This is a genomic window from Bifidobacterium sp. (genome assembly GCF_022640935.1).
In the GTDB taxonomy this organism is placed as follows: domain Bacteria; phylum Actinomycetota; class Actinomycetes; order Actinomycetales; family Bifidobacteriaceae; genus Bifidobacterium.
Genome location: NZ_JALCCV010000023.1, coordinates 1 through 17,056 on the forward strand (window position 1 = coordinate 1; position 17,056 = coordinate 17,056).

Consider the following 17,056-nt stretch of genomic DNA (forward strand, 5'->3'; position numbering starts at 1 on the left):
GAGCGGTGGTTCCTTTGGCGGCCGATCTTTCCGTGGCGCTTTCAGCGCCTCGCGCGCGTCGGCGGACGATGGATGCAAACGAGAGGACTCGCAGGATGTCGATTCCTGCCGCGAGGCGGCGTTGACGCTGCTCGATGCAGCCGCCCGGCCATCGGGGGCGCTGCGTGACCGGCTTGCGGCCAAAGGCTTTGAGCCGGACACCATCGATGAAGTCATCAGCCGTTTGACTGCGGTGCAATTGATCGATGATCGTGCTTACGCGGAGTCGGCGGTGCGCTCCTGCTTGGAGCGCATGTATGGTCGGCGCGGCACGGTGATGGCGCTCACGCGCAAAGGCGTGGATCGGGTTCTGGCCGAGGAAGTCGTGCGAGAGGCTGCTCTCAGCGGCGCTTTCGAGGCCTCGGCATGGGAGCTCGGACGTTCGGTGGCAAGGAAAACGAGCGGGCTCGATCCCCAAATCCGAAAACGACGGCTGTGGAGTGCCGGCGGCCACAAGGGGCATAGTCCTTCGGTTCTGCGCGATATCGCCCACGAGCTGTTCGACGCTCAAGGCTCCGATGACCGACGCTGAAGGTCATTGACGGGGTTAGTCGGCGATGAGGGGAGATGGCGTGCCCGCTATCGTGTATGAGTTCTTGCGGATGTCGTGCTGATGACGCCGTCTCGACGACGAGCTGTCGCCGCAACATGAAATCTCAGCCGATTCGGGGAACCCCCAATCGGTCGGGCTCGGCGCGACAATTGAGGCTGGGCGCGTCCCGTTGCTCGCCATCGCAGTGGCTTGACCGACGCCCGCAGGCTTCATGTCATCAGGCCGATTGGGATTGGAACCGTTCTGATTCGCCGCATTCGGCTGCATCGCGGCCATTGCCGTTGATATGCAAGAGGTAAAGGCTGAGACCTCTCATACCCCGGGTTCTGTCGCGCGCCGAAACGCGCGGATGGCCATCCATCTCGACCTGGCGTCGCCGCCAGGCTCTAGCAGCCTACCCGAAGGCTCGAGCGAGCAGCTCTTGACGCCTTCTGCTTGGCCTTGCTCCCGATGAGGTTTGCCATGCGACCCGCTGTTGCCAGGGGCCCGGTGGTCTCTTGCACCGCCGTTTCACCCTTGCTCGACCCATGGGGCCGGGCGGTCTGTTCTCTGCTGCGCTATCTCTCAGGTCGCCCTGGGCGGATGTTATCCGCCATCGTGCTCTGCGGAGCCCGGAAGTTCCTCAGGCCCGCCCTGCGGCAGGCCCGCGGCCATCGTGAGATCTCAACCGGGTCATATTGTATCAACACCCGCGCACACTATCCAATGCGTTCGCAGAACGGCATTTTCCTGCGCGTCACCGCCTGTTTACCTGCATGTCGATTACAATGAAATATACCTGAATGGTGAAGACGCTGTTCAGCACACATATAGCGGGAGACCGCTTGAGTTAGGAGGTCCACATGGAAATCGTCGTCACCGGACGTCACACGCAGATCAAGCAAAGGTTCCGCGATGTCGTCGAAAGCAAGATGAATCGTGTGACCGCCATTGCGCCGGATGCCCAACGCGCGCAGATCATGCTGTCGCATGAGGGCAATCCCCGTCAGGCGGACACTGCAGAACGCGTAGAGATCACCGTGATAGCAGGCCGTTCCGTCGTGCGCGCAGAAGCCTCCAGCACCGATGAGTTCAGCGCGTTGGACATGGCGCTCGACAAGCTGACGCTGCGCCTGCGCCGCACTCGCGACCGCCGCAAGGACCACCGCCGCGGATACACGAATCCCGCCCCCATCGATCTGGGCGTCGTCGTGCCGCCCGAGGAGCCGCAAGAGGAGCCCGAGGAGACCAACAACAGCCCGCAGGCAGCCGTGGCTTCCGAGCTGGGGCCCGGCGAGTCGGTCGAAGTGCAGGTCGGAGACACTCCGATCGTTATTCGTCGCAAGCTGCATATCGCCGAGCCGATGACCATCGATGAGGCGCTGTATGAGATGGAGCTGATTGGCCACGATTTCTTCCTGTTCGTCAACAAAGCGACCGGGCGGCCCTCCGTTGTCTATCATCGCCACGGCTGGAGTTACGGTGTATTCGAGATCGACACCGCCGAGAATGTCGCCAAGGCCAAGGTCGATGCCGAAGTCTGATCATCTGATGCCGCTGGGGGTCCGATCGGCTCCATGCCCGTATCGATGCTCATGATCCAGGCCGATAGGCCGCAAAACTCAAACAGGCATTCCGGGGCCCACGCAGCGAACGTGATGCGTGGGCCCCGTGCTGTGCGATGCAAATATTCCATGCGAATGTTGTGCTGTGCACGCGCTGCGTATGTGCCTTCGCAGGCGGCGGACAGCTCAGAGCGGAACCGTCCTCTGGCGATACGGCGGCAATAGCGGGCGGGTGCCGAGCGAAATCGCCGGGGGAACGCGCAGCGGGGCAGGCGCGACGACGGCGTTCGTGAAAATCCCCGAGGTCGCGTAGTATAGGCACTGTTTGTGTCTGGCCGAATGGCACTGGGCTATGCGCGTTTCAAGACAGCTGACAAGACAAATAAGACGGACCAGGGAGCAAGACGTGGTAGATATCGTCGACAGGGCACTTCGTATGGGCGAAGGCCACCAGATCAAGAAGCTGGAGAACGTGGCGAAGGCCGTCGACGCTCTTGAGGATGAGATCTCAGCTTTGAGCGACGACGAGCTCAAGGGCCAGACCGCCAAATTCAAGCGGCGGCTTGCCGATGGCGAAAGCCTCGACGATCTGATGCCCGAAGCGTTCGCCACTGTGCGCGAGGTTTCCAAGCGCACGCTCGGCCAGCGGCATTTCGACGTGCAGCTCATGGGTGGCGCGGCGTTGCACTGGGGCAACATCGCCGAGATGAAAACCGGCGAAGGCAAGACCTTGGTCGCGACCCTGCCGGCTTATTTGAACGCGCTCGGGGGCAAAGGCGTCCACATCATCACCGTCAACGATTATCTGGCCAGCTACCAGAGCGAGTTGATGGGCCGTATCTTCCGTTTCCTGGGGCTCACCGTCGGCTGCATCATCACCGATCAGAAGCCGGCGGAACGCCGCAAGCAGTACGCCGCCGACATCACGTACGGCACCAACAACGAGTTCGGCTTCGATTATCTGCGTGACAACATGGCGTGGGAGAAGAACGAGCTGGTGCAGCGCGGGCATAACTATGCGATCGTCGACGAGGTCGACTCCATCCTGATCGATGAGGCCCGCACCCCGCTCATCATCTCCGGGCCGGCCGAGGGCGACGTGACACGCTGGTACCGTCAATTCGCACGCCTGGTCACCAAGCTGACCCGCGACGAGGACTACGAGGTCGACGAGAAGAAGAAGGTCGTCGGCATCCTCGACCCGGGCATCACGAAAGTCGAGGACTTCCTCGGCATCGACAACCTGTACGAGCCTAACAACACGGCGCTGATCGGCTACCTCAACAACGCGATCAAGGCCAAGGAGCTTTTCCTGCGCGACAAGGACTATGTCGTGACGCACAACGAAGTGCTCATCGTCGACGAGCACACCGGCCGCATCCTGCCCGGGCGGCGCTACAATGAGGGCCTGCATCAGGCCATCGAGGCCAAGGAGGGAGTCGAGGTCAAGGCCGAGAACCAGACCTTCGCTACCATCACCTTGCAGAACTACTTCCGCATGTACGACAAGCTCGCAGGCATGACCGGCACCGCCGAAACCGAGGCCGCCGAGTTCATGGGAACCTACAAGCTCGGCGTGCTGCCGATTCCCACGAACCGCCCGATGATCCGCCAAGACAAGGACGACCTGATCTTCCGCACCAAGAAGGAGAAGCTCACCGCGATCGTCAAAGATGTGGCCAGGCGGCATACGAAGGGCCAGCCGGTGCTGTTGGGCACCGCCTCGGTCGAATCTTCCGAAGTCGTTTCTTCGCTGTTGGGTGTAGCCGGCATCGAGCATCAGGTGCTGAACGCCAAGCAGCATGAGCGCGAGGCCGCGGTTGTGGCCGTTGCCGGGCGCAAGGGCGCCGTCACCGTGGCTACCAACATGGCCGGACGAGGCACCGACATCATGCTCGGCGGCAATGTCGAGTTCCTGGCCGATCAGAAGCTCAAGTCCGAAGGCTTCTCGCCCGAAGACACCCCCCAAGAGTATGAGGACCGCTGGCCCGGTACGCTTGCCGAGATGAAAGCCCAGGCCAAAGACGAGCATGAGGAGGTCACCAAGCTCGGCGGCCTGTATGTGCTGGGCACCGAACGCCACGAGTCGCGGCGCATCGATAACCAGCTGCGCGGTCGTTCCGGCCGCCAGGGCGACCCTGGCGAATCCCGGTTCTATCTGAGCTTGGAAGACGATCTGATGCGCCTGTTCAACACGCAGCTCGTCGCCCGCGTCATGGCCAAAGGCATGCCCGAAGGCGAGCCGATCGAGTCCAGGAGCGTCTCCAAGGGCGTGCGCAACGCGCAGAAGTCCGTGGAATCGCGCAACTTCGAGATACGCAAGAACGTGCTCAAGTACGACGACGTGATGAACAAGCAGCGCAAGGTCATCTACGCCGAGCGCCAGGCGGTGCTCAAAGGCGAGGATATCCACGATGACATCGAGCGTTTCATCGCCGACACCGCCGAAAGCTACATCAGGGGCGCTAACAACGGTTCCGACAAGCCTGCTGATTGGGATTGGGAAGGGCTGTTCAAGGCGCTCAACATGGTCTTCCCGATTCGTGTAGACATGGCCGAGACCAAAGATAAGACCACTGGTCTCAAGCACGAGAAGGCCGTCGCGAAGCTGCGCGACATTATCGTCGAGGACGCTAAGGCCCAATATGTCGAATTCGAGCAGAAGATCGGCGTTCAAGGCCTGCGCCAGCTCGAACGACGTGTCGTGCTTGCGGTGCTCGACCGTAAATGGCGTGAGCATCTTTACGAGATGGATTATCTCAAGGACGGTATCGGCTTGCGCGGCATGGGCCAGCGTGACCCGCTGGTCGAATACCAGCGCGAAGGCTTCCAGATGTACAACTCGATGATCGAGGCAATCAAAGAGGAAAGCGTCCAGCTGCTCTTCCATGTCGACGTCGAGCAGGTGGCTCGCACGGAAAATCTGGAATCCGAGCAGGATGAGGATATTGCGGTCGATGCGGCCGAATCGGCGATCGGCCTTGCCCGTTCTGGAGATGATGTCGAGGAGGCGACGGTCAGCACCGCACCCGCTGCGCCCGAGGATTCCGTCGTGACTGTTGATGCTGACGGCTCTGCCGCCGCAGCCGCTGGTACAAACCAGTCGGCACCCGGCATCGTCGGACCGGCACCCATCAGCCACGCCGAGGGCAAGATCCCTGCGAATAAGCGGCCCAAGAGCGAAGAGCTCAAGACCCCATGGTCCGATGGCCGCACTTTCCCCGGTACCGCTAAGAATGCGCCGTGCCCGTGCGGCTCAGGACGCAAATACAAGATGTGCCACGGCCAGAACGAAAAGTGATGCGGAGGTGACCAGACGCTGGCAGCGGTCTGACGAGACCGCTGCCAGCGTCTTTCACGTTCAGTGGTTTTCCTGATGGTCAACAGGGGTGACGGATACCGGAAACGATATTCTCCGCCCCTGTTTTATTTGTTCTGCGCAACCGCTTTTCGGCCGCAGGCACACACGGTGTGCGAAACGCGTCCAGGCTTCGTGACATGGAGACAGTAGAATAAGACGCGCTATGGTGTCGTATCATATGCGATGCAGCATTCGCCTTAAGGGAGGGCCATATGTCCGAGATCACGTGGAAATCGATTCTCATCAAACTGGTCGGCGGCGACCATCTGAATGCAACCGAGTCTCGATGGTTCGTGGACGGCCTGATGAACGGCGATGCCAATCCTGCAGCGGTCGGCGCGGTGCTCGCGTTGCAGCAGCAGCTCGGGTTGACTGCCGATGAGATTTCGGGTGCCTCGCAGGCCATGGTCGCCCATGCGGTGCCGCTGCATGTGAGCGGCGAACTCACCGACATCGTGGGCACCGGCGGCGACGGCGCGTCGACAGTGAACCTCTCGAGCATGGGATCAGTGGTCGCGGCTGCCGCAGGCGTGAAAATCGTCAAGCACGGCAACCGCGCCGCGTCGTCGAAATGCGGCGCCGCCGATGTGCTTGAGGCGCTCGGGCTGCCGCTTGATTTGACGCCGCAGGCGGTGGCCGAGGTCGGCGACGAAGTGGGCATCACCTTCGCCTTCGCCAAGACCTTCCATCCGTCGATGCGCTTCGTCGGCCCGGTACGCTCAGCGTTAGGAATTCCATGCGTGTTCAATGTGCTTGGGCCCCTGACTAACCCGGCCAGGCCGCAGCATGTGGCCATCGGCTGCGCCGACCGCGCGCTCAGCCCGCTGATGGCGCAGGTATATGCCGAACACGGTCAGAGCGGCATGGTCTACACGTCGAATGAAGGTTTGGATGAGCTCGCCCCGACTGGCCCAGTCTCCGTCTGGGAGATCGCCGATGGCAAGGTCGCTGAAATAGATTTCGATCCGGTGGGGCAGCTGGGTCTTGAACGCATCGATGTGAGTGCGCTCAAAGGCGGCGAGCCGGCGTTCAACGCTTCCGTTTTCCGCAAGTTCCTCGCTGGCGAACCGGTCGCCTCTCGTTCGACCGCGCTGCTCAACGCGGCTTCGGCCATCGTCGCGGACGGCCATCGTGTACCTTCAGGCGGTCTGATCGAACGTTTCAAAGCGGCGTATGCGCTCGCCGAGCAGACCGTGGATTCCGGCGCCGCGCAGGTTTTGTTCGACCGGTGGATCGAGACGGCTCGTTCCAAGCGGTAAGATCAGCGGCACCGACGGCATCAGCGATACAGTGGCACGGACACCGCGATGCCTCTGTATCGCAAATATCGCAGGTGTCCCTCAAAATATCACCAATGCCGTCGGCCGCGTGCAGGTCAGCGCCCGCACCACACCACCAACGGGTCGCCAAGGGTTTGTGTAAAGCCGCTCAAAGTCAGACGCGGGCGCCGTCGTCGAAGATGTCGCCGCGGCCTTTCGCATGCCCGCGGTGCCGCGTGAGCAGTCCCGCGCCGCCGATCAGCGTGCACACGCCGAACACAGTGGCCAGCAGCGTGGTGAACTGGGGGAGCAGCACCGAGGCGATGACTCCTGCGATGCCGACCACGAGCATCGTCCAGAACACGATCATCGTGGCATCGATATGCCCGATCACCGGATTGGGCGGCACGAAATCCGATCCCTGCGCGTCAAGAACGGCATCGGTGTCCAGCCAGCTTGATGCTGTGAAATCACGAGGGCCCCGCGTCGGACGCGGCATGTCGTCCGTGAACGCGCCTTCATCCAGGTCGCCTACTGACAGCAACGCCTCCTTCTCCTTGCGCGCCGCGCGCCGTTCGAAGCGTTTGGCGCTGCGCGAATGCGCGATGTCGCCCAAATCATCGGCATGACCGCTCTCGAACTCGGCCCACAACTCGTCGTCAGGCTTGGCGCCATGCGGATTCTGCGCATCGTGCGCGCCATCATCCGGGGCGGGCGTTGGACGCTCATCTTCGGCGTTGCTATTGTTGAGATCAGTCATAGACACCACTGTAATAGCGATGCCGTAATAAAATGACGATTCGCCGGGCGTGCCGTGCAGATGGCGCGTCTTCCTGTCGTCAGGGGAAAGGGAGAGCCGTGCTCTACTGGTTTTTCGTCAAAGGCCTAGGCCCGATCGCACGTCGGCGCATGAATCCTGCAGGCCGGGGCATCGAGAATATCCCGCGCCAAGGCGGGGCGATCATCGCTTCGAACCACTTGGCCGTCATCGATGATGCGCTTATACCGCTGACGAGCCCGCGCATGATTCATTTCATGGGCAAGGCCGAATATTTCGAGGGCAAAGGGATCAAGGGCAAGTTCCAGAAATGGTGGTTCACGTCAGTGGGCGTTTTCCCCGTGGACCGTTCCGGCGGTTCCAAATCGCTGGGAGCGCTCGCCCATGCGAAGGGAATATTGGAGGAAGGACATCTTTTCGGCATTCATGTCGAAGGCACGCGCAGTCCTGACGGAAAGCTGTACCGCGGCCATGTGGGCGCTGCCAAGCTCGCGCTGGAAACCGGATGCCCGATCATCCCGACAGCGGTGGTCGGCAGCCGCGAGCTGCAAAAACCGGGTCAGCTGATCCCCGCCAAGGGCAGGACGATGGTGCTGTACGGCACGCCCATTCCGGTGGCGAAAAAAGGCTCCGAGGCAATCACCCATGATGAGCTGCGCGCGCTGACCGATCGGGTCGTACAGGCTATTCGCAAGCTCAGCGGCCAGGATTACGTCGACGAATACGCGCAGAAGGTCAAGGCGCGGCTCAAAGAGCAGGAAGGGCATCAGGAGCAGCACGCGGAGCAGACGGCGATCACACCACAGTCAGCGTGACGACTGTTTTCGCACCGGTCTTGCTGCGCACACGAACCTGCTGGCCAGGGCTGGGGTCCTGCAGACGCACGGTATGGGTCAAGTCACCCAGCGGCGCGGAAACCTTGACCTGCAGACCTAATGCCTCGAGGGTTTTACGTGCGTCATCGGTGTTCCGTCCGCGCACATCAGGTATCGTGACCATTTCCGGGCCCTTGGATACGACCACGTCGACCTCGTCGCCCCAAAGCAGCTGCGTTCCGGCCTGCACAGAGACCGAAACGACATCGCCCGCAGCCACAGTGTCGCTGAAATCCTCCGAATAGGTCGGTTTGAGCTTGGCATCGTCGAAAGCAGCCTGCGCATCGTCGCGCGACCGACCCACCACGTCGGGCATGCTCACCGGCATCGGGCCTTTGGACAGCGTGATGTCGATCCGTTTGCTATGATCCATCGTCGTGCCCGGGTCGGGGGTGATCGCGCTGGCCGTGTTCTTAGGCAGAGTGAGCGAATAATCGTCCTTGGATTCGTCGTGTTTCACATTCGTGAAGCCGAGACGGTCAAGCGCCGCCATCGGGTCCTTGCCGTTGGCGGAGGTCGGGTCGAGAATATCGGTGGGAATGGTCGCCTGCCTGATGCCTTGCGAGATGATGATGGTGACCGTGCTGCCATCGCGTTTGCCGACCCGGTCGCCGACATGCGCCGGCTCGGTCGCGATGATGTGGCCTTTGGCCACGCTGTCGCTGTAGCGTTTGGTGGCCTGATACGGGATATTCGCGACTTTCAGCGTGCTTTCATACGGCTCCCAAGCTACGTCGGCTATCGCGCATGGCGCGTCTGCGGCGCAGCTCGCATCGCTGGGCTTGGGCAATGACCAATAGCTGCCGGGGCCGCGCAGATACCACCAGCCCATGCCGCCGCCGGACAAGGCAAGCACCAGCACTATGGCAAGCGCGATGATCAGCGGCTTGCGCCTATGGTGCGATCCGCGCTTGGGTCTCATATCGGAGCTGCGAAGGCCATCGGCATTGACGCTGACGTCTGAAGGGTCGCGGCTGCCGTTGGTATGGGCGTCACCGTCAGGCGAAGGCCGCGCTGGCGCCAGACCGATGGTCTGCGTCGCGGCCTGAGCGCTTTTCTTTTGGCGGTTGCCGGTTTGCCGCGCCGGCGACAATATCTGCGTCGGCGCGGCCGGAGCATCTTGGGGCGGCATTTGCGTCGTCGATTGGCTGCCGCCATTGGACGTCGCCGAACCGGGGAATGCCTGCGCAGAGGCGCCACCTTCGTCAGACAGGGCGTCTGCTTCGTGCAGGGCGCCCGTTGCGCGATATTCCGTATTCGTCTGCGCGCCCGAATGGATGTCCGTCGACGTCTGCGGCGTTGGCCGACGTTGCGACGGGGGAACGGGGGGAGCCGACGGGGCGAGCGGGACGGCAGCAGCGCCCAGCGGCGTACGAACGGTATCGGAAGGCTGCGCACCTGTGCCTGCGAGGTGCGGGCGTCCATCCGACTGCCGCGCCTGCGGCTGTATGCCGGCAGCGGCATTGGCGGTGGTGTCTGCTTCGCCCGCACGCGCAAGAGCGAGGTGATACTGCCAGGCGCCTGCATCCAGGGAGGTTGTGATGGCGCGCAGCTCGTCAAGCGCCTCTTGGGCGTTCTCGGGGCGCGCCTCGACTGCGCGTGCGGTCAGATGGGCGACGAACGCCGACACGCGCTCGTCGATGCCCGGGCAAGGGCCGGAAAGCGCAGGCACATCTTCGTGCACATGTTTGAATACCAACGTCACCGGATTTTCGGACCTGAATGGGACTTCGCCGGCGAGCATCTCCCAAGCCATGATGCCGACGGAATACAGATCGCCCTGCGTGGTCGCCTGATTGCGTTCGATCATCTCGGGCGCGAGGTAGGCGGCGGTGCCCAGCAGCATGCCGGTGGAGGAAAGCGTGGCCTGCGAGGCGGCCTTGGCCAAGCCGAAATCGGTGATCTGCACATGCCCACGGTCGTTGAGCAGAATATTTTCCGGCTTGATGTCGCGATGGACCACGCCGGCCCGATGCGCGGCGGCGAGGCCTTCGAGCGTTTCGGCGGTGATGCGCAGCGTCTCGCGCACGCTGAACGTGCCCTGCGCATCCATTTCATGACGCAGATTGACGCCATGGACATATTCCATGACCAGGTAGTCGAGCCCTTCGTATGCGCCGGTGTCGTAGACCTGCACGATATGGGCGTTGGCGATGGCTGCGGCCGACCTGGCCTCGCGGTGGAAACGTTGCACGAATTGGTCACGATGGGGGCCTCGCGCCAATTGAATATGCATGATCTTGATGGCGACGGTGCGTTCGAGCCGCTCGTCAAGCGCCTGATAGACCGTGGCCATGCCGCCGTCGGCGATCTTGCGCACGATGCGGTATCGTCCCTCGATCGTCTGCCCTTGCGGCGCTTGCGCGGCTTCAATCATGGCGGTGTGTACGGCCCCTCGTCTCGTGGATATGCCTTGAGAATAATCATCCCTTAGTGTACATGCCGCAAGCGAGACTTATGCGTCATACGCCGGCATCATGCGCGCGCAGGCGCTGCGCACCAGTGTCTTGGCCGCGCGGCTCAGCAACGTGTTTTTTTCGATTGCGGCGCTGGACTTGCGCAACAATGCGCTGATGCGCCGCCTGGACTGCGCCACGGCTCCGGTGGACGCGAACAACCTGATCACCTCAGCCACATCGCTGCCGGAACGGGTGGAGGCGCCGTAGATCGCCAGCAGACGTTCGCGCTGTTGGGCGTCGGCGCGCTGCAGCGCATCGGCCAGCAGCACCGTATGTTTGCCCTCGCGAATATCGCCGCCCAACGGCTTGCCGCTGGAATGGCCATTTGCATCCACATCAATCAGATCATCGGCGAGCTGGAAGGAGATCCCCAGTGGCTCCCCGATCTGCAAGGCGCTTTCATGCGCGCCGGCCGGATCAAGCCCGGCGGCCAGGAAGCCCAGTTCGAGCGGAGCGATAGCGGTGTAGCTCGCGGTCTTCCAGCGAAATACTTCCAATGAAGCCTGTGCGAGGCGCTGCGGATCATCGAGCGGGATCGTTTCCGCCGACAGATCGAGCACCTGACCGATCGAGACTGCGCGCTGCATGTCCAAAAACACCTGCGCACCTGTGCCAGGGCTGTGCAGCTGCGCCAACGCCGCGTCGGCGATGCGCACGCTCGCCGTCGCCAGCAGGTTGCCCAGCATAAGGGCCAAGCCGCCCCCGAGACGCTCGTCGCCGCCGAATTCCAGCGCCTTGTGCGCGCTGGGCGCGCCGCGCCGCAGATCGGAATCGTCGATGATGTCGTCATGGATCAGGGCTGAAGTTTGGTAGATCTCCAAAGCGCATGCAAGATCCAGCATGGCTTCGCGATTGTGCGTCGCCGGCGGCGTCGCCGCCGACGGCGCAGACGCGGATTGACCGTGCCCGAGCGAATCGGCCGCCGCATCATAGGCGTCCAGAGCCAGCAGCGCTCGCAAGCGCTTGCCGCCTGAATTCGAGGCGAGCGCCTGCATGCGGACTTTATCGAGCAGACCCGCATACGGCATGGGGGAGTCCTGCGGCGTTGCGAGGAAGCGTGCCGTCAACACGTCCATGCGTGATTCAAGGGTGCCCCAATCGCCTGCTGTTCTCATACCTACGAGTTATCCACATCGTCATGACAAAACGAAAACGCAGTCATTGCAACGCAAACAACCGTTTATCCACATTGCCCGGATTCGCTTGCCGCGACGCTGCCGACTTGCGCATAGTGGAAGAACCAGTTGCCGTTGTGCAATGCGACTGAACGAACGATTGGGCGAAACGAGCGCGGCGAACCGCGGAAAGGATGGCATCATGGACATGCAGACACCGGCAACGACGCGAGAAATGCCGCAGATGCAGGAGCTTACGCTCGAGGAACTGGAAACGCAAGCGCAGCTTTTCCGTGAGCAACGCAGGTACAAGGGCGTTGCGCAAGCCGACGCCGATTGGATCGCCCGGCCGTTCGCCTCGTGGATGCGCGGTTTGGAAACGGCCGCCGTTGCGTCGCAACACGAGACGGTGTTGGAACGCGAAGACATGGCCATGCTCGCCGTGGGAATGGCCGAAACGCTCTCGATAAGAGATGCACTGATCGTCTCGCTGGTTGCCGGCGCCGGCCAGTGCAGCGAGCGCCGCATGGTCGCCTTCGCCGCGCATCCGCATGATCCGCGCAATGCGCGCGCCATGTACCGCCTGTTGCGCGGCGCGTTCGAAGACGAACAGGCGCCGCTGGATCGCCGACGTTGCCGTGCCGGCGTGGGGATGATGCTGGATGTCGCGCAGTTCACGTCGGGACGCTTCGGCGTGCAGCCGCTTGCCGTTGCCGGCTACATCCTGTGGTGGCTGGGAGATAGCTCGGCCTTGCGATATGCGCTCGAAGCCCTTGATCGAGATGATCGATGCACGCTGGCAGCGATCATATGCTCGGCCTTGGAACACGGCATAGGCCCTGTAAATAGAGGGAAAGAAACAGCTATGGCCGGAGGATGAGACGGCGGAAAAGAAAAATCGCGGGAATAATCGTCCGTGCAAGATGGTTAACTCCAATAGTTGACGATTTGCCCTTGTCAGAAGTGTGCCTTTGTGCTATGTACGCTACGGCAGGATCACCCAGGAGGATAGGTTTGGCGACGAAGGATACGACGGCAATCACGGAACAGGCTGACCAGGTTACGACGGATGCCTCCTCAAAGAACGCTGCGGCGAAGAGCACGGCGGCGAAGCGAAACGGCGGGAAGCGTGGGGCAGCCAAGCAGGCGGCTCCCGCCAAGAACGCCAAGAAAACATCGCGCGGTGCGGTGCCGCAATCCACAGCCACAGCCACAGCCACGTCCGCGGGCAAGGCCCGGCCTGTGAAGAAAACCACCGGCAAGCCCGGCGTCAAGTCAGCCGCAAAGAAGTCGTCCGAGGCGTCCAAGCGGCCAGTGGAGCCGGTCGATGAGATCGGAAACGACGAACACATCGATGATGGCGAGGAAGACAACGAGAATATCGACGGTCTCGACGATGACATTGATATGAACGACGACAATGACGAAACCGGCGACGAAGGCGACAATGAATCCGACACCGGAAGCGACGATTTGGACGATGCGAATGCCGACGACGACGACAATGACGAGACCGGCGACGAAGGCGACGACAAGCATGACGAGCCGGTGGTGCCCAAGGCCAAAGGTGCTTTCGTGGTGCGCGATGATGACGACGACGAGAATCTCACCCCTTCGGGCAACCCGAAGCGGCGTGTGGTCGCCGCAGGGGCGACGGCTGATCCGGTCAAGGACTATCTCAAGCAGATCGGCCGCGTCAGCCTGCTGAATGCCGAGCAAGAGGTCGATCTCTCCGAACGCATCGAGGCCGGGCTTTACGCCCAGCACCTGCTCGACACCGAAAGCGACGGCATGGAGTTCCGCCGCAGACGCGAACTCAAATGGGCGGCGAACGACGGCAAAAAGGCCAAGGACCACCTGCTCGAGGCGAACCTGCGCCTTGTGGTCTCGCTGGCCAAGCGCTACACCGGACGCGGGATGCTCTTCCTTGATCTGATTCAGGAGGGCAACCTGGGCCTCATCCGCGCCGTCGAGAAATTTGACTGGAAGAAGGGCTTCAAGTTCTCCACCTATGCCACGTGGTGGATCCGTCAGGCCATCACCCGCGCCATGGCCGATCAGGCGCGCACGATTCGCGTGCCCGTGCACATGGTCGAGGTCATCAACAAGCTTTCGCGCGTCCAGCGCCAGATGCTGCAGGATCTCGGGCGCGAGCCCACGCCGGACGAGTTGGCCCGCGAGCTCGACATGCCGGTCGAGAAGGTGCAGGAGGTGCAGAAGTACGGGCGCGAGCCGATTTCGCTGCACACCCCGCTCGGTGAAGATGGCGATTCCGAGTTCGGCGATCTGATCGAAGACACCGACGCGATCGCCCCTTCGGACGCCGTGGCCTTCTCCCTGCTGCAGGAGCAGTTCAAACAGGTGCTCGAAACCTTGTCCCCGCGTGAGGCGGGCGTCATCAAGATGCGCTACGGCCTCGAGGACGGCCAGCCCAAAACGCTAGATGACATCGGGCGCGTCTACGGCGTGACCCGCGAGCGCATCCGCCAGATCGAGTCGAAGACCATGTCGAAACTGCGCCACCCTTCGCGGTCGCAGACGTTGCGCGACTTCCTCGACCAATGATCCGGGCCTTGGCTCAGCAGCGCCGGCAGACCGGCGATCAGGCTCTTCCCGTCGTCATATGAACGGCGAGTGTGGCTTTTCGCTGCGGGTACGGTGTCAGGAATGGCGTGCATGAGTCACATGCCAGTCACATGGCCTGCAGCGGGATTCGACGTGGGATTCGTCGTGAATTATTGAGGAGAACAACAATTGGCTGAGGATTACAACGCCAAGAACCTGTCGGTGCTCGAAGGCCTGGACGCCGTGCGCAAACGCCCAGGCATGTACATCGGCACAACCGACAGCCAAGGTCTCATGCACTGCCTGTGGGAGATCATCGACAACGCGGTGGATGAGGCGCTGGCGGGCGCATGCAGCCGCATCATCGTCACGCTGCATGCCGATGGCTCGATTGAAGTGGCCGACAATGGCCGTGGCATCCCTGTCGACGTGGAGCCCAAGACCAAGCTCACTGGCGTCGAGGTCGTACTGACCAAGCTGCACGCCGGCGCGAAATTCGGCAATAATTCATACAACGCCGCAGGCGGCCTGCACGGGGTCGGCTCCTCGGTGGTCAACGCGCTCAGTTCACGCCTCGACGTCGAAGTCGATCGCAATGGCAAGACCTATCACATGGCCTTCCACCAGGGCCATCCTGGCATCTACAGGGACGCCGATCCGCAGCGGCCCTCGCCGGATGCGCCATTCAAGCGCACGAGGAAAAACAAGCCGACCGAGCTGCAGATCATCGGCAAGGTCAGCCCGCGCACCACTGGCACACGCGTGCGCTACTGGGCGGATCCCGAGATATTCAACGACACCGCCGAATTCAGCTACGACCTGCTCATCGACCGCGTGCGCCAGACCAGTTTCCTCGTTCCGGGCCTCAAAATCATCGTCATCGACGAGCATATCGCCGAAACGGGCGATGCCGATATCGACGATCTCATGGAAGTCGATGCCCAGATCGGGAGCGAAGCCGACGGAGAGGCCGATGATGAGGCCGCGACACCTGCAAGCCCGGCATCGGCCACTTCCCTGATCGTCACCCAGGCCCAAGGCCATACCCACCGGCGCGTCGAAGAATTCCTGCATACCGGCGGCGTCAAAGATTTCGTCGACTACCTTTCGCATGGCGAGGCGGTATGTGGCATCTGGCATATCACCGGCACCGCGACCTACAGCGAGGAAACGCAAGCCGTGGACGAGAACGGCGATCTGCATGCGCGCAAGGTCACGCGCGACTGCGGCGTTGATATCGCGCTGCGCTGGATCAATGGCTATGACACGACGCTGCGCAGCTTCGTGAACGTCGTGGAGACGCCGGGCGGCGGCATGCATGTCGACGGCTTCCTGCAGAGCCTGACCAAGCAGATCCGCAAGGCCGTGGAAGACAACGCCCGCAAGCTCAAGGTCAATCTCAAGGATGCCAGCACCCGCGTCGAGCGCGACGACATCCTCGCCGGGCTCGTGGCCGTCGTCACCGTGCGCATCGCAGAGCCGCAGTTCCAAGGCCAGACCAAGGACGTGCTCGGCACGGCGGCGGTGCGCGGCATCGTCTCGCGCATGACCGACAAGCAGTTCGGCGAGATGATCGCCGGATCCAAGCGCGGCTATAAAGAGCAGTCCGCCCGCGTGCTCGAAAAGATCACCAGCGAGATGCATGCGCGCATCCAGGCGCGCAAGACCAAGGAGGTCACGCGGCGCAAGAATGCGCTCGAATCCGCCTCCATGCCTCCTAAGCTCTCCGATTGCCAACCCGGCAACGACGATGTGGCCGAGCTGTTCATCGTCGAGGGCGATTCCGCATTGGGCACCGCCAAGGCGGCCCGCAATTCCAGCTTCCAGGCGCTGCTGCCCATTCGCGGCAAGATCCTGAACGTGCAGAAGGCTTCGCTTGCGCAGATTCTCGCGAATAAGGAGTGCGCTGCGATCATTCAGGTCGTCGGCGCGGGCTCGGGGCCGAACTTCGACATCGAGCAGGCGCGATACAACAAAATCGTCATGATGACCGACGCCGACGTCGACGGCGCGCACATCCGCACGCTGCTGCTGACGCTGTTCTACCGCTATATGCGACCGCTGATCGAATACGGCCACGTCTACGCCGCCGTGCCGCCGCTGCACCGCATCGCGCTGGCAGGCAAACACAAAGGCGAATACATTTACACATACTCGGATGACGAATTGGCGGGCAGGCTCGAGGAACTGACGCGGCAGCGCATCGATTTCAACAGCGATGTGCAGCGTTACAAGGGTCTGGGGGAGATGGACGCCGACCAGCTGGCCGACACCACCATGGACCCGCGCACGCGCATGCTGCGGCGCATCCGCATGGAGGACGCCGCGCACGCCAGCGACATGTTTGAGCTGCTCATGGGCGACGAAGTGCCGCCGCGCAAGCAATTCATCATCGAAAACGCCGACGACTTCGACCGCTCGCGCATCGATACTTGATTCGGCGTGCGACCTTTCCAAGAAACTGGGAACAGGTCTTTTCTACGTTTTGGCAACTCTCGCAGACCACGC

General features: G+C 62.1%; 12 protein-coding genes and 1 other RNA gene. 8 read left to right on the forward strand and 5 right to left on the reverse strand.

Annotated elements, in window-relative coordinates; translation table 11 throughout:
* A partial coding sequence (locus LKG04_RS06440) for a regulatory protein RecX (RefSeq protein ID WP_291763434.1) occupies window positions 1-571 on the forward strand: 571 nt, incomplete at its 5' end.
* Between the two features lie 15 nt (window positions 572-586).
* Here the strand turns inward: LKG04_RS06440 and LKG04_RS06445 are convergent.
* Both LKG04_RS06445 and rnpB read right to left on the reverse strand, forming a co-directional pair.
* The gene (locus tag LKG04_RS06445; RefSeq protein WP_291763436.1) at window positions 587-868 is read right to left on the reverse strand and encodes a hypothetical protein; all 282 of its coding nucleotides are present in this window, start codon (window positions 866-868) and stop codon (window positions 587-589) included.
* 23 nt (window positions 869-891) lie between these two features.
* Window positions 892-1,258, reverse strand: an RNA gene (gene rnpB / locus LKG04_RS06450) — RNase P RNA component class A.
* A gap of 176 nt (window positions 1,259-1,434) precedes the next feature.
* Between rnpB and hpf the strand changes: the two genes are divergently transcribed.
* The 3 genes from hpf to trpD all read left to right on the forward strand — a co-directional run bounded on the left by hpf (window position 1,435) and on the right by trpD (window position 6,756).
* The gene (hpf, locus tag LKG04_RS06455; RefSeq protein ID WP_291763438.1) at window positions 1,435-2,115 is read left to right on the forward strand and encodes a ribosome hibernation-promoting factor, HPF/YfiA family; all 681 of its coding nucleotides are present in this window, start codon (window positions 1,435-1,437) and stop codon (window positions 2,113-2,115) included.
* A gap of 427 nt (window positions 2,116-2,542) precedes the next feature.
* Window positions 2,543-5,437 carry a preprotein translocase subunit SecA gene (secA, locus tag LKG04_RS06460; RefSeq protein ID WP_291763441.1) on the forward strand — a complete coding sequence of 965 codons (2,895 nt, stop codon included), beginning with the start codon at window positions 2,543-2,545 and terminating at the stop codon, window positions 5,435-5,437.
* 272 nt (window positions 5,438-5,709) lie between these two features.
* Window positions 5,710-6,756, forward strand: coding sequence for an anthranilate phosphoribosyltransferase (trpD, locus tag LKG04_RS06465; RefSeq protein WP_291763444.1), 1,047 nt, complete (start codon window positions 5,710-5,712; stop codon window positions 6,754-6,756).
* A 175-nt stretch (window positions 6,757-6,931) separates the two neighbouring features.
* Here trpD and LKG04_RS06470 read toward each other — a convergent pair whose 3' ends face one another.
* The gene (locus LKG04_RS06470) at window positions 6,932-7,516 is read right to left on the reverse strand and encodes a hypothetical protein (protein ID WP_291763446.1); all 585 of its coding nucleotides are present in this window, start codon (window positions 7,514-7,516) and stop codon (window positions 6,932-6,934) included.
* A 98-nt stretch (window positions 7,517-7,614) separates the two neighbouring features.
* On the opposite strand from LKG04_RS06470, the gene LKG04_RS06475 reads away from it, so the two are divergent.
* Window positions 7,615-8,349, forward strand: a complete 735-nt coding sequence (locus LKG04_RS06475) for a lysophospholipid acyltransferase family protein (protein WP_291763448.1) — start codon at window positions 7,615-7,617, stop codon at window positions 8,347-8,349.
* On the opposite strand, the gene LKG04_RS06480 is transcribed toward LKG04_RS06475, so the two are convergent.
* Entirely contained in the window at window positions 8,330-10,786 is a 2,457-nt protein-coding gene (locus tag LKG04_RS06480) for a protein kinase domain-containing protein (RefSeq protein ID WP_291763451.1), read from the reverse strand. The two genes, LKG04_RS06475 and LKG04_RS06480, sit on opposite strands and share 20 nt — an antisense overlap.
* A gap of 78 nt (window positions 10,787-10,864) precedes the next feature.
* Window positions 10,865-11,983: a polyprenyl synthetase family protein gene (locus LKG04_RS06485; protein ID WP_291763454.1), complete on the reverse strand. Its 1,119-nt coding sequence runs from the start codon at window positions 11,981-11,983 to the stop codon at window positions 10,865-10,867.
* 202 nt (window positions 11,984-12,185) lie between these two features.
* Between LKG04_RS06485 and LKG04_RS06490 the strand changes: the two genes are divergently transcribed.
* From LKG04_RS06490 to LKG04_RS06500, 3 genes are all read left to right on the forward strand, one after another.
* Entirely contained in the window at window positions 12,186-12,863 is a 678-nt protein-coding gene (locus LKG04_RS06490) for a DUF4192 domain-containing protein (RefSeq protein ID WP_291763457.1), read from the forward strand.
* Window positions 12,864-12,997: 134 nt separating this feature from the next.
* A complete protein-coding gene (locus LKG04_RS06495; protein ID WP_434734890.1) occupies window positions 12,998-14,548 on the forward strand; it encodes an RNA polymerase sigma factor in 1,551 nt (516 codons plus the stop codon).
* Between the two features lie 189 nt (window positions 14,549-14,737).
* A complete protein-coding gene (locus LKG04_RS06500) occupies window positions 14,738-16,984 on the forward strand; it encodes a DNA gyrase/topoisomerase IV subunit B (protein WP_291763463.1) in 2,247 nt (748 codons plus the stop codon).
* The last annotated feature ends 72 nt before the right edge of the window (window positions 16,985-17,056 follow it).